Origin of the sequence: Achromobacter sp. UBA4530, assembly GCF_002388205.1 — a bacterium.
Taxonomy (GTDB): Bacteria; Pseudomonadota; Gammaproteobacteria; order Burkholderiales; family Burkholderiaceae_B; genus Achromobacter; species Achromobacter animicus.
Genome location: NZ_DGMA01000043.1, coordinates 59,783 through 75,604 on the forward strand (window position 1 = coordinate 59,783; position 15,822 = coordinate 75,604).

The window sequence follows — 15,822 nt, forward strand, 5'->3', positions numbered from 1 at the left end:
GTCTCCTGTCAGTGTTCATCCGTGGCCGCGCGACCTGTCAGCGCAACGCCGCCGTGGCGGACATCGCCAATTCGCCGTCGGGTCCGCGCGCCCATAGCGCAAGCGTCCCATCTTCCTGCATGAGCCCTTCGATGCGAAAGGCGCGCGATACGAACAGCGGGCTGACACCGCGAAACTCGAAGCGGGACAGTTGCCGTCCTTCCCCTTGGTCCAGCGCAAGCTGCTGCAGTAGCGTCGCCGTCAGGGGGCCATGCACGACCAGATCGGGATAGCCCTCTTCATCGCGGGCGTAGGCCTGGTCGTAATGGATGCGATGGCCGTTAAAGGTCAGTGCGGAATAGCGGAACAGCAGCGTCGTGTCGGGGCGCACCTCACGGCCCCAGCGGCCTTCCGCCTCGTGCCGCACGGGCGCCGCGGCCGACGCGCCCGGCGGCGGCGCTTCGCGGTAGACGATGTCCTGTTCCTCGACAATGCACGTCGTACCCTCGCTTTGCGTTGTGTGTTCCACCGTCACGAACCACAGCGAGCCGCGCTTACCAACCTTGTTTTCGATCTTGGCGATGCGGCTGCGCCGCGTGGCTTCCGATCCGATCGGCAGGTCCGCGGGGTAGGCGATCCGGCTGCCCGCCCACATTCGGCGCGGCAGATCAATGGGCGGTAGAAAGCCGCCGCGCCGCGGATGGCCGTCGGCGCCCAGCCCGCTGCGCCGCGCTGCCGAGTTGAAGAACAGCCATTGCCAACCGGGTGGCAGCGGTTCGCCCGCAGCGGGCGCGCGCGCCAAGTCCAGCGTAGCCGCCATGGCCTGCACTACCGCCGCGTCGATGCGCTGCGTATGCGTCTCTTCGCGGCCAATCCATTCGTCAAATGCGTTGCTCACGCGGGCACTCCTTCAGGGTGTGCCGGCCTAGGCCGGCTTTGCGTCGAAGACGTCGGCCGGATAGGGCTTGAAGTCCCTCACCAGCTTGAAGCTGCCGCCGGAAACGGCCTGGATGATCCCTTCCTGACGCGCGCCGCGGTGGTCGCCCGGCTTGAACGTGACCCGCCGCGCCCCGCCGACGGTCTGGTCCGTCATGGTCTCCATGACGTCCACCAGATTCGCGCGTGTCAAGGGTTTGCCGCTGGCCAGCAGCATCTGGAACCCCTTGGCGAAAAGCGCGGCATTGCTCCAGCCATTCAGGCCGAAGACGCCGATGGGATCGTTCGGGTAAAGCTTCGCGACGGTTTGGCGGTAGGCCTGGATATTGGCGTCGTCCGCATCAACAGGCATCAGCCATGACGAGAAATAGGCGCCGTCCAGCAGCGGTCCGGCCAGCTTGTACGTGGTGGGATCGGCGGTGAAGAACGGCGCCATCCATTTGCCCTGGTAACCCAGGCGATCGGCGGTCTTGAGCGCAGCCGCCAGGTTGGCGTTCGACCCGAACAGGATCACGACGTCCGCCTTGGCGTTGGCGATGCGGCGCACGTGGGGCGTGAAATCGGTGCTACGCACCTCAAAGGGAATCGACTCGGCCGCCTGCTTGTTGTTGGCGGCCATGAGCATGTCGAAGCCGCGTTTGGCAGACCGGCCCAGTTCGTCGTTCTCCCATAGCAACGCGACGCGGCCGGCGTTCAGGCCCGTGAACGCGTATTCCAGATTGGACGCCGCGGACCAGCCGTAATCGGGCAACAACGGAAACACCAACCGTTCGGCAAATAGCGCCGTCGCGCCGCCGATGGGGCCGATCATCGGCAGCCCCACTTCCTTGGCGTAAGGAATCACCGCCACCGATTGGGCGGTGCCCACCGGCGCAGCCAGGGCGAAGATTTTGTTCTCTTCCACCAGCCGCCGCGTGACGGCCACGCTGCGTGCAGGTTCGTAGCCGTCGTCATAGGTGACGAATTTGATCTTCCAGCCGTTCAGCGCGTCGGTGTCATTGACCCATTTGAAGCAGGCGTCCGCGGCGCGGGAAAGAATCGCATAGAACGGGACGGGACCGGTAATGGGGGTGAAGGCGCCGACGGTGACCGTCTTGCTGGCCGCGTCGATGCCGGGCGATGCCGACTGCGCGCGCGCCCACCCCGGAAGCGAAATCGACGCTGCCGCGGCGCAGCCCGAAAGGAATGTCCTTCTGTGCACGGTTGTCTCCTGGTGGATCTTTAGGTGCCGCCGTCTGCTGCGCGACTAAGAATGCATTCTATATATTTGCGTGGCCTGAAAAATACGGGCTTTCCCTAGCAAAAAGGTTTCGACTGCGCAAACTTTCAACATATAGAATGCATTCTTTCAAGACCCACGCCAGGAGGCACCATGCACACTCCCCCCCTCGCGGGCCGCCGCGTCATTGAATTGGGCACCATGCTGGCCGCCCCATTTGCGTCGCACATCCTTGCCCAACTGGGCGCTGAAGTGATCAAGGTCGAGCCGGCGCGCGGCGATCCCACGCGCAGCCTGGTTCGGGGCGGGCCCAGCGGTACGTTCATCGCCTACAGCCACGGCAAGAAAAGCGTGTGCCTGGACCTGGCGCATCCCGATGGCCACGCCGCCTTTCTCAGGATGCTGAAAACCGCCGACGCGTTCGTCCACAACCTGGCGCCCAAGGCAGCTCGCAAGTTGAGACTCACCAAGGCCGAATGTCAGGCCATCAATCCCCGTCTGATCTATTGCCACATCCGCGGCTACGCCGAGGGCCCGCAGGCCGACGACCTGGCCTCCAACCCGGTCGCCGAAGCGTCGACGGGCGTCATGGAAGCCAACCGCATCAATGGCCGTCCCAGCCGGCTGGGGCCTTCCTACCACGACCAGTTCGCGGGCGCCTACGCCGTCATCGGCATCCTGGCGCGCATGCTGCAACCGGAAGCCGCGCAGGAAGGCGGCCACGTGGAGGTCGGCCTGTACGAGACCGGCCTGCACGTCGCTTCGAGAGACCTGGTGGGCGTGCAGCTCAAGACCCAGTTGCTGGGCCGGCCGGAGCGCGAACCGCACGGCGAATTCAGCATGCCGGGTTATGGCGCCTACCTGACCTCCGACGAACGCTGGATGTACCTGCTGATGCTCACCGACGCACACTGGCTCAAGTTCTGTCAGGCCATGGCACTGCCGGAGGCAGCGGACGCCTCACTTGCTGCGCTGAAGGATCGCAAGAAGGCGCGCGAGCGCGTCGAGGACGTCGTACGAACCGCCATCGGCGCGCATACGTTCGACGACGCCACCGCGCGGCTTCGGATGGCTGGGGTGGGCAGCACGGAAGTCCTGCCGCTGGAGCGCGTGCTGGACGCGGACCAGGCGCGTCAGCCGGGCAAGCTGCGCAACGTCCGATACCGCGACCTGGCTTTCGACGTGCCGGAATTTCCGCGTCTGCACGCTGCCGACGACGGCGTGGCGACCCTGCCGCCGCCGGATCTGGGCGAACACACGCGGGCCGTGCTGATGGCGGCGGGCCTTACCCCTGAAGAATGCGGCGCGCTGATCGACAGCGGCGCCGCTTGCGCCGGCCAGCCGGGCGATTTTGCCTGGGCGCCGGTACGCAAGCAGGCGTGAGGCGCGTATAAAGCGCGTTGCACGCCGCACTGAACAGGGCGCGACAGACCGCCCGACCAGAATCGAGGAGACTGCAAATGCTGAAGCTCAAGATTGTGCCGGGCCTGTTAAAGGCCGCCATCGCCGGCATGCTGTGCGCCGCCGCCCCCGCCATTGCCGCGGACTATCCCGACCGTCCCATACGGCTGATCGTAGGCTTTCCGCCTGGCGGGGGCGCCGACTTCGTGGCCCGCCAGGTCGCGCAGCGCCTGGGCGATGCGCTCAAGACCAGCGTGGTCGTCGACAACAAGGCCGGCGCCAACGGCACCATCGCGGCGGCCGAAGTCGCGCGGGCGGCGCCGGACGGCTACACGCTGCTGCTGGGCGTCACGGCGTCGCAGTCCATCAGTCCCGCGCTCTCGCCCAAGCTGCCCTATGATCCGCTGCGCGATTTCACGCCAATCACGCAGGTGGGCTATACGCCCCTAGTGCTGGTCGTGAACCCGAAGCTTCCTGCCAGGAACCTGGACGAATTCCTGCAGTACGCGAAGAGCCGCCGTACGCCGGTGCCCTACGGCTCTGCCGGCATCGGCAACATCACGCACATGGCGGCCGAACTCTTCGTGCAATCGTCGGGCGTGGCGAATTTCCAGCACGTTCCCTACAAAGGCAGCAGCCAGGTCATCACCGACCTCATCGGCGGCCGCGTCGAGGCGTACTTCGACACCCTGCCTTCTTCGCTGCCGCTGATCCAGAGCGGCCAGTTGCACGCCCTTGCCGTCACGAGCCCCGCGCGGTCGGACACCGCCCGCGACATCCCCACCGTGCAGGAAGCCGGTGTGCCGGGATTCCAGACCACCACCTGGTTTGGCGTGCTGGCCCCGCCGAAGCTGGACCCGGCGCTGGCCGATCGGCTGTATGAAGCCCTTAAACGCGGCATGCAGGCGCCTGACGCACGCCAGGCACTCGTCGCGCGTGGCGTGGAACCGGTATTGGACTCACCGGCTCAGTTCAGCGCCGAACTGCAGGAAGACCTGCAGCGCTGGCGCGAAGTTGCGCGCAAGGCGGATATCAAGCTGGAGTGAGGCTCAGGCGCGCAGGCGTCCTGATCTGGCGGCGCAAGCAGCGGGGCCGGTCCCATTCTGCATCCCGCCGGCCCGGCTGACACGTCGCTCCACGACATCAAGCCGCGGCCGGTTTGATGTTCTGGTTATGCCGGAAGAGATTGTGCGGATCGTAGCGGGTCTTCACCTGCACCAGCCGGTCGAAGTTCTCGCCATAGGCCGCTCCCACCCGTGCGGTTTCGTCCTGCGTCAGGAAGTTCACATACACGCCGCCTTGCGACCAGGGCTCTGTCGCCTTGAAGATATCGCGCGCCCAGGCGATGCAACGCGCATCGTCCTGTGGATCGTCCCAACGTCCGTGCACGTTCATGGCGAATTGCGCTGCCCGGTGCGGATACGCGGTGGCTGACACCGGCACCTGCATCGCCACGCCGGCAATGTGGCCAAAGAAGATCTCGCATTGCGGCGACGGCACGTTCTGAACCGCCGACACGACGGCGTCGATCAGGCCGTCTTCCAGCTCCCCGATGTTGTGAGACTTCCAGTAGTTGCGCGCGCCGGGCGTCAGCAATGGATCGAACGCCTTCTGCCAGGCCGCGTACGGCATCGGCCCAAGGTGTTCGCCGTAGGGTTCGCCCAGACCACGCACCACTTGCAGGACATCCGGCCCCTTGTCCACGCCGCCCGTGTAGCACGACGCAAAGGCGATGATGGGCTTGCCGTGCACGGATGCCGGCAGGAAAGGCAGCGGCGGCGCCTGGCGCAGCACCGCCCAAACGGTCAGCTCCTGAGGCATGGACGGCAATGCATCGCGGTATCGCGCCAGCGCGTCGCGCGCCTGTTCGAGCGGGATCACCACCAGTCCGCCGTAGACCTCAGGCCCCACCGGATGAAGCTGAAACTCGAACATCGTGACCACGCCAAAATTACCGCCGCCGCCGCGAAGTGCCCAGAACAGGTCCGGGTTTTCCGAGTCGCTGGCGTGCAGCAACTGGCCGTCGGCTGTGACGACGTCGGCAGACACCAGATTGTCGACGGTCATGCCGAACCGGCGCGTCAGCCACCCGAAACCGCCTCCCAACGTCAAGCCGGCTACGCCGGTCGTGGAGTTGATGCCCAGGGGAACGGCGAGGCCGAATGCCTGCGCTTCGTGATCGAGGTCGGACAAGGTGGCGCCGGGCTCCACGAAGGCTCGAGCACGCACGGGGTCGATGCGTACCGATTTCATGGGTGACAGATCGATCATCATGCCGTCATCGCAGACGGCGGTGCCCGCGATGTTGTGGCCGCCGCCGCGCACGGAAACCACCAACTGATTCTCTCGCGCGTAATCCACGGCGCGGCGCACGTCGGCGGGGCCCGCGCATCGCGCAATGACGGCGGGCCGCCGGTCTACCGTGGCGTTCCAGATCTTGCGAGCGTCGTCGTAGCCGGCATCGCCGGCGGACAGGATCTGGCCCCGGACCGCGGCGCGCAGATCTTCCAAGGTGCTGCTGGACAGTTTGTTCATCACACATCTCCTCGAAGGCGATGCATTTACAAACAGCGTCTAAAGCAAGCCGTCTATCTGCTGGGGCGCGACATGGGAGTTGCCTCCTTGAAAAAGGGGCCATGACCCTGTGCACATGAATGCCCGGCGAACGCCGCGCGGGGGGAAGGCGGCAGACGCCCTGTGCCGTGCGCCGGAGCGTGCGTGATGGGGAAAAGTATAGGCCTTTGCCCGCGCGGACAGGAGTCCTACGAATCGTTTTTCAGAACCCCGCGCACGTTCATGACGGCCAATCCCAGTTGCAGTGCAATAAGCGCCCACGCGTCATCGTGCAGGCCCCACGCCACCCACAGCACGTTGCTGGCGAGAAAGACCCAGAAGCCCGCGTGGCGGCGCCCGGCGCTACGCGACGCGACCAGCCAGGCGGCGGCAAGCGACGCCGCCATGGCTGGCCACTGCAGAAAGTCCCACAACGCGTCAAGCGTCATCGGCTACGGTCCCTGCACAATCTGTGCACCGGGATCACGGCTTGGACCGGGCGCCCTGACCGCGGTTGCGCTGGCTCTGCTGGTCCTGGCCAGTGCCGATCTGCGTGGTATGGCCCTCCTTCTTCGTGCGGTTCTGCGTGTCGCCGTGACTCGCCTGCGACTCGCGGGGCGTGTCGTCCTGGCTGCGGTCGGGCGCGTCCGTTTCGTGCGTGCTGTCCTTGTGTTTGGTCATCATGTGCTCCTTTCATCAGGGTCAACGTGGTACGTACTGGGGGACCAGTCATTCCTTCGCGGTGCCGACGTCATCGACACTGCCGGTGCTACCGGCGCCCGAGCTGCTCGCGCCTGGATTCAAGCCTCCCGCGGCTCCAACGCGGATCCGGTTCTCGACATCGTTCACGCCCGCGCACTCGACCGTGCAATCCTCGACGCGGTGTTTGGTGCGCCGATCGGGAACGGTGCCCTCCAGCACGACATGACCGTCCAGGACCGCGACCGAAACGTCGCTCACGTCCAGGCCGCTATGGGCCAGCGCTTCGCATACGTTCTCGCGGATGCGATCGTCCGAACGGATGTAGCCCTTGGGATCGGTCCGGCGCGATGCGCGATCCCGCCAGGCCGTCGGGCCACGGTTATAGCCGCCCCGTTCGGCGGTTTCGAACGACATGGATTCCTCGCGCCACGCGGGGCGGTCGCCGTAGTAGCCGCCTTCGTCATCGCCGAACGACGTGGGACCGTCGTAGGCCTGTTCCCGGCCGCCATAGGCACGGTCGCGGCCGCTCTGGAAGCGTCCCTGGCCGCCGGCCCCGCGGCCTTGATCGCCATATCTATTTCCTTGCGGGTCGTATCCGCGATCATCACCGCCACGGCCGCGGCTCTGACCCTCATAGACCTGTTGGCGCTGGAACGAGGGATCTTCATTCGAAAATCCGCCATAGCTGCTTTGGCCGGGATCGGCACTGCGGCTGCGCACCGGTTCCCGGGTCTCGCGCGTGCCGCCTTGTCGCGTGCCTTCGCCCTGGTAACCGTATGACGGCGCGGGGTCCTGCCACGGTTCCCGGTCGCCGCGATAGTTCGACGTGTTCCTCGGGTCTCTACTCATATCGTCTCTCCCGTTGCAAGTTGCGAAACAAGCAGGCCGGACTCGCGTTCAAACGTTGAAACGCGCGCCCTCGCCCGCCCGCTTGGTGTAGGCAGCAAGTGCTGTGCCGGGTGCCGATTGCGCAGGCGGGGGCAGGGTCCACGCTTTATGGCCGATAGGCCAAAGGCGGCCGCGATGCTAAGAAAGGGTCATGCGGTCAGAACGCCGTGGCAAGGCCAAACAACCGCATCCGGCAACACGACACTCGACATTCAGGAGATGAATATGGCTTCAGGATCCAGGCTGTCCGACGTAATCGTAAAACTCCCCGATCGCTCCACATGCCGCGTAGAACGGCGTTTGATCGCAAAGAGAACCCAGGAGGCCTCCAGCGTTCCCATCTATGTCTGCACCTTGCCTTCTGGCGAACCCGTAACGTGGTTGGGAGGCGGTAAATATCGCTTACCGTGCGGGTCGGTAGGCGTGGCCGTTGCGCACAAACCGCCAGAAAGATGACGGGAGGGCGGACGGCACGGAGCTTGCTGGGCCCGGGCATTCACGCAGGAGGATCGTAATGAATGCCATCGAACGGGTCGCCGCTTACATGCACGAGCATTCGCTGAAACTGGTGACGGCCGAGTCCTGCACGGCGGGGCTGATTGCGGCCACGCTTGCGGACATACCGGGCGCGGGCGCGCTGCTGGATTGCGCGTTCGTCGCCTACTCGCCACAGGCCAAGCAGAAATGCCTGGGCGTGGCCGCGCGCACACTGCAACGCCACAACCTCACGAGCGAATCCGTGGCGCGGGAAATGGCGCTGGGCGCGGCGCGAAACAGCCCGGCAAATGTAGCGATCTCAAACACGGGCGTCACCGACGATACCGACCCGGAGATTCCCGCCGGCACGCAGTGCTACGCGTGGGTGTTCAAGTCGGGTCCGGCCGACGCCTCGCCCGCGATCTATACCGAGACGGCGCGCTTCGAGGGCGATCGCAACGCCATCCGCCGCGCCAGCGCCGAACACGCCCTGGCGCAGCTGATCGCCTATCACAAGCAGTGGCTGGACGGCGCCCGCCCCTCCTCGTCCCGATCAGCCTGAGCACCGGCGCCGTCCGGCTCGGCGTCCCACCCCATCCGCAGTGCGGTGGCGAATCCGCCTTCGACGCGCGAGTACGGCCGAGCGCTTGTGCTGACGCGCGGCAAGCACGACCATGCGATGTGCGCCCCGCCGGCTTCCAGCTTGTCGACCAGGGCCTGGTCCTCGCTACACGTCAGCGCCGCAAAGCCGCCGATGCGCCGGTACGTGTGCGCCGCGATGCCCAGGTTCGCACCATGCACATGCCGGTGACCGTCGCGATCGTGGTAGTGCGTGGCGAACGCCCGGCGTGCGCGCTGCGCGAACTCGCCATGCGCATCCCATCCGGTGACCGATACGGTGCCGCAAACCACCTCCGCATTCAGGGAAAGCTGGTCGGCCAGCCACCCGGGCGACACACAGGTGTCGGCGTCGGTGAAGGCAAGCCAGCGCGCGCCGGCATTGAGCAGATGTTGAGCGCCCGCCGCGCGCGCCATGCCGACGTTGCGCGCCTGGACCATCAGAAGCTCCACCGGCCAGCCTGCCGCCCGGCGCGCGGTCTCATCCTCGCAGTGATCCAGCACCACGACGATACGCACGGGTTCCCGGCCAAGACGCGGATGGCGGGATGCGCGCATGACGGCTCGCAGGCAGTCTTCGATGTGGCGCTCTTCGTTGTGCGCCGGAATGCATACGCCGATCATGAATGGCTTCCTGATTGGGGGTGTCTGCGCCAGGCATCCAGGCGGAACTCGTCTTCCACGTGATGCACGCTGCGCGACAGGCCGGGCAACGCGCCGATCGCCGCGTGCAGCGCGTCCGTGTTCTGAAGACGGTCATCGAAATCCGGCCGCCAATGGCAGGCAACGATCTCGCCGTCCGGCGCAAGGGATGCATCGACGGCGCTCAGAAACCTGCACAGCGCGGCGCCGTCCAGGTAGTACGCGACTTCCGACAGCACGATGAGGTCAAAGCCAGCGGCGGGCGTCTCGGGCCACTGCCGCGGCAGGTCCAGCGTCAAGACCTGGACATGGTCCATGCCTTCGCCGGCCACGCGGGCGCTGCAACGCGCCGTTGCGGCCGGCGCGGCGTCCACCGCACAGACGCGCGCGCAGCGCAGCGCAAGGCTCCGCGTCAGCTCGCCCGTGCCGCAACCCGGCTCGAGGGCATGGCGATAACACTCGCGCCCCAGCACCGCCAGCAACAGGCCGCGTTTGCGGCGTTCGTACCACGCGCTGGCCACGCGCCACGGATCGGGATCCGCCTGGTAGAGACGTTCAAAATGGTCCACGGCTACAGAGCCCATGGCGTGCCTCCGTCGTTGAGCACCGCCTGCCCATGCGCGGCCTGATCACGCTCCGCATGGCTCTGCCGGATAAACACGGGCAGATCGGCCATTACCTGCGCAAAGTGCGCGTCGCGGCACAAGGGGCCCGCGCCCAGCGCCCGCGCGGCCCGTTCCACCACCACCGACGCAGCCGCTTCCACGGCCAGCCGCGCGCGGGCGCAGGCCAACGCGCACGCCTGCCGCGGATGCGCGTCGATCTCGGCGGCGGTTTCGCGCAACACCGCCCGGGCCTGCGCCAGGGCCACGTCGATGGCGCCCAGATGCGCCAGCCGATGCGGGTCGGCGGAATGCCTGGGCAAGGCCCGGTGCAAAGTCTGTGCGATATGCAGCAATCCGCCGTACCAGCACGCTGCAATACCGGCGCCGCCGTGAAGAAAGCCAGGCCGATGCACGTACGCGCCAGGATCATCCACCAGCGCGCAGCGCGCGTCCCGAAAGACCACGTCCACGCTTGCCGACGCGCGCATGCCCACGGCATGCCAGCCGGCATCGGTCACCTGCACGCCGTCCTGATCCATTGCCACCGCGGCCAGACACGCCTCGCCCGCGGGATTCCAGCCGCTGACGAGCGCGTGCGTGACGGCAGCCGCGCCGGAGCACCACGCCTTGACGCCTTGCAGCACTGCCGTGCCGTCGGGCTGCGGGGTGATTTGCACGCGATGATCCGGGGGCTCCGCGCACCACACCGCCCAGCGGCTATTCGCCGGCGGGACAGGCGCCTGGAGTTCCGCCAGGATGGCGAGCGCATCGGTGTGCCCTTCGTAGAGTTTGACCAGGCTCAGGTCCGCCTCGGCCACGCGGGCCAGTGCGCGCCACCGATCCAGCGTTTGGCCCGACCCCGGCAAGGGCAGTTGATCGCATCCCTGTTCCACCAGGACGCGCAGCCAACGGCCGGGATCCAACGGCGCATGGGCGTCGGATAGGACCTCATTCAATCGTTGGTGCGCGGACTGCCGGGGAGGTGACGGGTCGGGACGTTCGGTCATGGCGATGCGTAGGTGCGGCGTTGGGGTTATGTCCCCGGACAGCAAGCGCCGTGCCCATCACCGCGCGCGCGGCGTCCAACCCATGGGCAACGCGTCGCCTTCCACGCAAGCGACCAACGAAGCCCCCTGCCCGCCCTGCACCGCATGGCCGCCGGTGAAATCGGAAAATGCCGGCAGCACGGTGATGCCTTCACGCAGCCAGAACGCGGGCCAGCTGCGCGGGACGCCCGGCACACGCGTTTTGGGGTGGACGTGGCCGGCGATCACGTGCCGGCCCAGCGCGTCCGGTGTCGGCAGGTGGCGGAACAGGAACGGGCCGTCGGCCCACGCCTCGCCGAGCTGGCGCATGCCCAGCGCCGGGGCGTCCAGCGCGCGGTCATGGTTGCCGGCCAGCACCGCCACGTCCACGTCCGGATTCGCCTCGCGCCACGCAATCCACGCATCGCGCCACGCGGCCTGCGCGGCGGGCCCGTGCAGGACGTCGCCGACAATCAAAAGCTCCGTGGCGCCCGTCGCGGCGATCAGGTCCGACAGGCGCCGCAGGTCGTCCATCGTCGCCCCGCGCGGCACGGCGATGCCCGCTTGCCGAAAGACGTGGCTCTTGCCCAGATGCAGGTCCGCGATCACCAGACGGGACCGCGCAGGCCAGTGCAACGCGCGCGCCCCCAGCAGGACGACAGGCTCGCCTGCCAGCGCCATCGCAAGTCCGGCCTCAGGCGATTCGCGCATACCGCTTCTCCAGTTGCTCGGCGGCGCGCTTGACTCGTGCCTGCCAGGTTTCGGTGCTGAGCTGCCCGCGCAGGCTTTCCGTCCACAGCGGAAACGACAGCGGCGTGAGCGCGCGCGGCTCGCACAAGGCCAGCTCGCGCCGCTGGCAGTCCTGCAGCGCCGCCAGGAGCCGCGGCGCCTCCAGTTGCAGTTCAAAGACTTCGCGCTCGGCCTGCGCGAGCAGCAGGTGATCGGGATCGTAGCGGCGCAGCACGTCGTAGAGCAGCCCGCTGGAGGCCTGCACCTGCCGCAGCGAACGCGCCGCCTGCCCCGGCAGCGATGGCGTCAACAACCCCGCGACACGCGCGATCTCTCGAAACTGCCGGCGCGCCATTTCGCCCAGATTGACGCCTTCGCGCAGGTCATCGGCCATGTTGTCCGGGCTGAGCAGTGCGCGCAGCAGCGTGTCGTCCAGGGCCGCGGGTTCGGCCAGCGTCAGCATCAGGCCGTAATCGTTGACGGTGTAGGAGATGGTGTTGGCCTGCCGCCGGCCCCAGCGCAGGGCGACCATCGCAGCGATGCCTTCATGCACGGCGCGGCCTGCGAACGGAAACAGGAACAGATGCGAGCCGCGCCGCGTCTTGATCAGTTCGGCCACCAGACGGCCGTGGTCGGGCAGTGCGCTGGCCTGTTCCTGGATGCGAAGCAGCGGGGCAACGGCGCGCATTTCCGGGTGCTCGCCGGGATGGGAGTACAGGCTCTCGACCTCGCTCGCCAATTGCGTGGACAAGGGCATGCGCCCGCCCTGCCAGGTCGCGACGGGTCCGTCTCCGCCCTTTGCCCGCCGTACGTAAGCCACCATGCCCTCCAGCCGCACCAGTTCCAGCGTGCGCCCGGCAAATTGAAACCGGTCGCCGCGCCGCAAGCGCGCCAGAAAGCCCTCCTCGACCGATCCCAGGCCGCCGCCTCGCAGATACTTCACCGCCACCGCGCCGTCGGACGTGATGGTGCCGATGGACAGCCGATGCCGGAACGCGATGCGCCGGTCATGCACGCGGTAGCAGCCGTCTTCATCGCGCACGACGCGGTGGTAGTCCGGATACTTCGCGAGCGCGCGTCCGCCCTGCACGATGAAATCCAGCACGGCCTGCCAGGTCGCGGCATCGAGCGTGGCGTAGGCATGCGTGCCGCGCACCTCCTCAAACAGATCGCCAGCTTCGAAGCCGCCACCCAGCGCCAGCGTCACCGCGTGCTGCGCCAGCACATCCAGGCTGCCGATGGGCGGCACGCGGGACTCGATCTCGCCGCGCGCGATCGCCTGCCGGGCCGCGGCATACTCGATCAGTTCCAGCGCTTGCGCGGGCACGCAGACCACGTTGCCGGACTCGCCGGGCCGGTGCTTGGCGCGGCCGGCGCGTTGCAACAGCCGCGCGACGCCCTTGGGGCTGCCGATCTGCAGCACCTGATCCACCGCCGGAAAGTCCACGCCCAGATCCAGGCTGGACGTGGCCACCACGCAGCGCACCGTGCCGTCGCGCAGCCCTTGTTCGACTGTGGCGCGCAGTTTGGGGTCCAGCGAGCCGTGATGCAGCGCCAGCGTGCGCGGATCCTCCGGCCAGATCGACTCCAGCGCGCGGTGCCACAGCTCGGCCTGCGCCCGCGTGTTGGTAAAGAGCAGCGTCGCGCGCACATCGAACAGGCGCTTGAAGACGCGTTCCAGTTGCGACAACCCCAGGTGGCCCGCCCACGGCAGCGCGCGGCTGCGTTCCGGCAGCAAGGTGGAGATCTGGATCTTGCGCGGCCTGGCGCCGGCCACCAGCGCGCTGTCGGGCGCCTGCGGCAGCAGCACGGCGCGGGCCTCATCCAGGTTGCCCAGCGTGGCGGACAACCCCCACGTTCGAGCCGCTGGCGACAGCTTGCGGACCCGCGCCAGGCACAGCTGCAGCAGCACGCCGCGTTTGTTGCCCAGCAGTTCATGCCATTCGTCGACCACGATGCAGCGCAAGGCGCGAAAGCGCATCGAGGCATCGGCGTAGGACAGCAGCAGCGCCAGCGATTCCGGTGTGATCACCAGCACGTGCGCCTTGCCCTGCCGCGCCAGCCGCTTGTCGCGCGCGCTGGCATCGCCCGTGCGCAACGCGACGGTCCAGTCGATGCCCAGTTCGGCCGCCGTCTGGGTCAATGCCCGCGTCGTGTCCGCAGCCAATGCGCGCAGCGGCGTCACCCACAAGACGCGCGGACCTTCGCCGGTGGCCGCCTTTGCAGGCATGTCTTCCGAAAGCGCTTCAAGCAGCGGGCCGCCAAATGCCGCCAGCGTCTTGCCGCTACCGGTGGGCGTGTGCAACAGGCCCGACTCGCCGTCCAGATAGCGGCGCCACGTCTCGCGTTGAAAAGGCGCGGCTTTCCAGCCGCGCGCCGCAAACCACGCGACCAGCGGCGCACCCCTGCCCCGGGCCGTGCCGCTCATCGCGCCAGCGCCTTCAGCGTGTCCAGCTGATCGGCCTGATCCGCCGGCTTGTCGTGCCGCCAGCGCAGGATGCGCGGAAAGCGCACGGCGATTCCGGACTTGTGACGCTTGGAGATGTTCACGCCTTCGAAGCCCAGTTCAAACACCTGCACGGGTTCGACCGAGCGCACCGGACCGAAGCGCTCGCGCGTGTGCGCCCGCAGCCAGCGGTCCAGTTCCAGGATCTCTTTATCGTCCAGGCCCGAGTAGGCCTTGGCAATGGGCACCAGCGCGTCGCCTTCCCACAGCCCGAAGGTGTAGTCGGTGTAGAGCGTGCTGCGGCGACCGTGGCCGGACTGCGCGTACAGCAGCACGGCGTCGATGGTGAGCGGGTCGATCTTCCACTTCCACCAGTCGCCGCGCCGCCGCCCGCTTTGGTACGGCGCGCTGCGCCGCTTGAGCATGAAGCCTTCGACGCCACGCTCGCGCGATTCGCCGCGCAGCGCGTGGGCCTCGTCCCAGCTTGCCGGCACGACGGCCGGTGACATCCGCAGCCGTGGGTCGGGATGGCGGCGCAGCAGCGCTTCCAGGCGCTCGCGGCGCTCGGCCTGCGGCAATTCGCGCAGGTCCTCGCCTTCAAGTTCGAGCAGGTCATACGCCAGCAACTGCACCGGCGCCTCGGCCAGCCACTTGGGACCGGGCTTCAGGCGCTGGATGCGGGTCTGCAGGGCCGAGAACGGCATGGGGTCCGTGTTGCCGTCCTGCCAGGCGAGCAGTTCCCCGTCGATGACGCAGTCCACGTCCAGCGCGGCGGCCGCCGCTTCAACTTCCGGAAAGCGGCCGTCAAGGCGCTCTTCGCCGCGCGACCAGATGGACACCTCGCCACGCCGCCGGATGAGCTGCGCGCGGATGCCGTCCCACTTCCATTCCAGCAGCCATTCGTCGATGGGTCCAAGCACGGCGGGATCGCCTTCGAGCGGCGACGCCAGGAAAAAGGGATACGGTTGCTGGCGGTCGCCTGGCAGTTCCTCGGCGCTGAGCAGATCGCGCAGGAACGCCGGACTGGGCGACCACGCGCCCAGCATGCGCTGCGCAATGCGGGCGATGGGCACGCCCGACATTTCGGCCAGCGCCTGCTGCACCATGCGCTGAGACACGCCGACGCGCAGCGCGCCGGTCAGCAGCTTGTTGAAGACCAGGCGTTCTGCATAGGGCAAGCCCAGCCAGGCCGAGACGACCACCTCGCGCCGCTCGATCTCATCGCGGTTCGCGACGGGCAAGAGAATCTCTTCGATCCAGTCAGCCAGGCCGCGATCCGGCGCGGCCGCTTCCGGATCCGGGACGAGCAGCGCCAGGGTTTCGGCCAGGTCGCCGACCTGGTCATAGCAGGCGTCCAGCAGCCAGGGCGCAGTGCTGGAAGCGTCGGCCGCCCAGGCCCGCAACTCGCCAACCCCCGCGATCTTCTTACGTGTGCTGGTGATCTTGCCGCCGGCCAGCAGATACAACGCCCAGACCGCGTCGCGCGGCGGGGCATCGCGGAAGTACGCCACCAGCGCCGCGCGCTTATCCAAGGTGGCGGTACTGCGGTCAAGCTCCTGATACAACGCCGCGAATCGCTTCATGCCTGCGTCCGTTCCCCTG

General features: G+C 67.5%; 15 protein-coding genes. 3 read left to right on the forward strand and 12 right to left on the reverse strand.

The window, feature by feature from the left end; all coding sequences use genetic code 11:
• Positions 1-37: 37 nt before the first annotated feature.
• Entirely contained in the window at positions 38-877 is an 840-nt protein-coding gene (locus B2W22_RS24990; RefSeq protein ID WP_286939981.1) for an FAS1-like dehydratase domain-containing protein, read from the reverse strand.
• 27 nt (positions 878-904) lie between these two features.
• On the reverse strand, positions 905-2,116 hold the full coding sequence (locus B2W22_RS24995; RefSeq protein ID WP_286939982.1) for an ABC transporter substrate-binding protein: 1,212 nt from the start codon (positions 2,114-2,116) through the stop codon (positions 905-907).
• A gap of 171 nt (positions 2,117-2,287) precedes the next feature.
• On the opposite strand from B2W22_RS24995, the gene B2W22_RS25000 reads away from it, so the two are divergent.
• Both B2W22_RS25000 and B2W22_RS25005 read left to right on the forward strand, forming a co-directional pair.
• Complete coding sequence (locus B2W22_RS25000) at positions 2,288-3,517, forward strand: CaiB/BaiF CoA transferase family protein (RefSeq protein WP_286939983.1); 1,230 nt, start codon at positions 2,288-2,290, stop codon at positions 3,515-3,517.
• Between the two features lie 77 nt (positions 3,518-3,594).
• Entirely contained in the window at positions 3,595-4,581 is a 987-nt protein-coding gene (locus tag B2W22_RS25005; RefSeq protein ID WP_286939985.1) for a Bug family tripartite tricarboxylate transporter substrate binding protein, read from the forward strand.
• Between the two features lie 97 nt (positions 4,582-4,678).
• Here B2W22_RS25005 and B2W22_RS25010 read toward each other — a convergent pair whose 3' ends face one another.
• From B2W22_RS25010 to B2W22_RS25025, 4 genes are all read right to left on the reverse strand, one after another.
• The gene (locus tag B2W22_RS25010; RefSeq protein WP_286939986.1) at positions 4,679-6,070 is read right to left on the reverse strand and encodes an FAD-binding oxidoreductase; all 1,392 of its coding nucleotides are present in this window, start codon (positions 6,068-6,070) and stop codon (positions 4,679-4,681) included.
• A 227-nt stretch (positions 6,071-6,297) separates the two neighbouring features.
• A complete protein-coding gene (locus tag B2W22_RS25015) occupies positions 6,298-6,537 on the reverse strand; it encodes a hypothetical protein (RefSeq protein WP_175125271.1) in 240 nt (79 codons plus the stop codon).
• A gap of 34 nt (positions 6,538-6,571) precedes the next feature.
• Positions 6,572-6,772, reverse strand: a complete 201-nt coding sequence (locus B2W22_RS25020; RefSeq protein WP_246282998.1) for a hypothetical protein — start codon at positions 6,770-6,772, stop codon at positions 6,572-6,574.
• 45 nt (positions 6,773-6,817) lie between these two features.
• The gene (locus tag B2W22_RS25025) at positions 6,818-7,639 is read right to left on the reverse strand and encodes a BON domain-containing protein (RefSeq protein WP_175125269.1); all 822 of its coding nucleotides are present in this window, start codon (positions 7,637-7,639) and stop codon (positions 6,818-6,820) included.
• Positions 7,640-8,192: 553 nt separating this feature from the next.
• Here B2W22_RS25025 and B2W22_RS25030 point away from each other — a divergent pair.
• Positions 8,193-8,717 carry a CinA family protein gene (locus B2W22_RS25030; protein WP_286939988.1) on the forward strand — a complete coding sequence of 175 codons (525 nt, stop codon included), beginning with the start codon at positions 8,193-8,195 and terminating at the stop codon, positions 8,715-8,717.
• Here B2W22_RS25030 and B2W22_RS25035 read toward each other — a convergent pair.
• From B2W22_RS25035 to B2W22_RS25060, 6 genes are read right to left on the reverse strand one after another with little or no spacing between them, the layout of a single operon-like run.
• On the reverse strand, positions 8,666-9,397 hold the full coding sequence (locus B2W22_RS25035) for a glycosyltransferase (RefSeq protein ID WP_175185776.1): 732 nt from the start codon (positions 9,395-9,397) through the stop codon (positions 8,666-8,668). The two genes, B2W22_RS25030 and B2W22_RS25035, sit on opposite strands and share 52 nt — an antisense overlap.
• On the reverse strand, positions 9,394-9,999 hold the full coding sequence (locus B2W22_RS25040; protein WP_286939989.1) for an SAM-dependent methyltransferase: 606 nt from the start codon (positions 9,997-9,999) through the stop codon (positions 9,394-9,396). The genes B2W22_RS25035 and B2W22_RS25040 overlap by 4 nt, the downstream gene beginning before the upstream one ends.
• A complete protein-coding gene (locus B2W22_RS25045) occupies positions 9,987-11,027 on the reverse strand; it encodes an acyl-CoA dehydrogenase (protein WP_239214184.1) in 1,041 nt (346 codons plus the stop codon). The genes B2W22_RS25040 and B2W22_RS25045 overlap by 13 nt, the downstream gene beginning before the upstream one ends.
• 57 nt (positions 11,028-11,084) lie before the next feature.
• Positions 11,085-11,756 carry a ligase-associated DNA damage response endonuclease PdeM gene (gene pdeM / locus B2W22_RS25050; protein ID WP_286939990.1) on the reverse strand — a complete coding sequence of 224 codons (672 nt, stop codon included), beginning with the start codon at positions 11,754-11,756 and terminating at the stop codon, positions 11,085-11,087.
• A complete protein-coding gene (locus B2W22_RS25055; protein ID WP_286939991.1) occupies positions 11,740-14,202 on the reverse strand; it encodes a ligase-associated DNA damage response DEXH box helicase in 2,463 nt (820 codons plus the stop codon). Before B2W22_RS25055 ends, pdeM begins: the two co-directional genes overlap by 17 nt.
• Positions 14,199-15,803, reverse strand: a complete 1,605-nt coding sequence (locus B2W22_RS25060; RefSeq protein WP_175185780.1) for an ATP-dependent DNA ligase — start codon at positions 15,801-15,803, stop codon at positions 14,199-14,201. The genes B2W22_RS25055 and B2W22_RS25060 overlap by 4 nt, the downstream gene beginning before the upstream one ends.
• Between the last annotated feature and the right edge of the window lie 19 nt (positions 15,804-15,822).

What these genes read in the sequence shown, in the direction of transcription:
- B2W22_RS25040 (WP_286939989.1), bottom strand. Translation starts at nt 9,999, where the DNA reads ATGGGCTCTGTAGCCGTGGACCATTTTGAACGTCTCTACCAGGCGGAT.
- B2W22_RS25025 (WP_175125269.1), bottom strand. Translation starts at nt 7,639, where the DNA reads ATGAGTAGAGACCCGAGGAACACGTCGAACTATCGCGGCGACCGGGAA.
- B2W22_RS25020 (WP_246282998.1), bottom strand. Translation starts at nt 6,772, where the DNA reads ATGATGACCAAACACAAGGACAGCACGCACGAAACGGACGCGCCCGAC.
- B2W22_RS25015 (WP_175125271.1), bottom strand. Translation starts at nt 6,537, where the DNA reads ATGACGCTTGACGCGTTGTGGGACTTTCTGCAGTGGCCAGCCATGGCG.
- B2W22_RS25030 (WP_286939988.1), top strand. Translation starts at nt 8,193, where the DNA reads ATGAATGCCATCGAACGGGTCGCCGCTTACATGCACGAGCATTCGCTG.
- B2W22_RS25005 (WP_286939985.1), top strand. Translation starts at nt 3,595, where the DNA reads ATGCTGAAGCTCAAGATTGTGCCGGGCCTGTTAAAGGCCGCCATCGCC.
- B2W22_RS25000 (WP_286939983.1), top strand. Translation starts at nt 2,288, where the DNA reads ATGCACACTCCCCCCCTCGCGGGCCGCCGCGTCATTGAATTGGGCACC.
- pdeM (WP_286939990.1), bottom strand. Translation starts at nt 11,756, where the DNA reads ATGCGCGAATCGCCTGAGGCCGGACTTGCGATGGCGCTGGCAGGCGAG.
- B2W22_RS25060 (WP_175185780.1), bottom strand. Translation starts at nt 15,803, where the DNA reads ATGAAGCGATTCGCGGCGTTGTATCAGGAGCTTGACCGCAGTACCGCC.
- B2W22_RS25045 (WP_239214184.1), bottom strand. Translation starts at nt 11,027, where the DNA reads ATGACCGAACGTCCCGACCCGTCACCTCCCCGGCAGTCCGCGCACCAA.
- B2W22_RS25055 (WP_286939991.1), bottom strand. Translation starts at nt 14,202, where the DNA reads ATGAGCGGCACGGCCCGGGGCAGGGGTGCGCCGCTGGTCGCGTGGTTT.
- B2W22_RS25035 (WP_175185776.1), bottom strand. Translation starts at nt 9,397, where the DNA reads ATGATCGGCGTATGCATTCCGGCGCACAACGAAGAGCGCCACATCGAA.
- B2W22_RS25010 (WP_286939986.1), bottom strand. Translation starts at nt 6,070, where the DNA reads ATGAACAAACTGTCCAGCAGCACCTTGGAAGATCTGCGCGCCGCGGTC.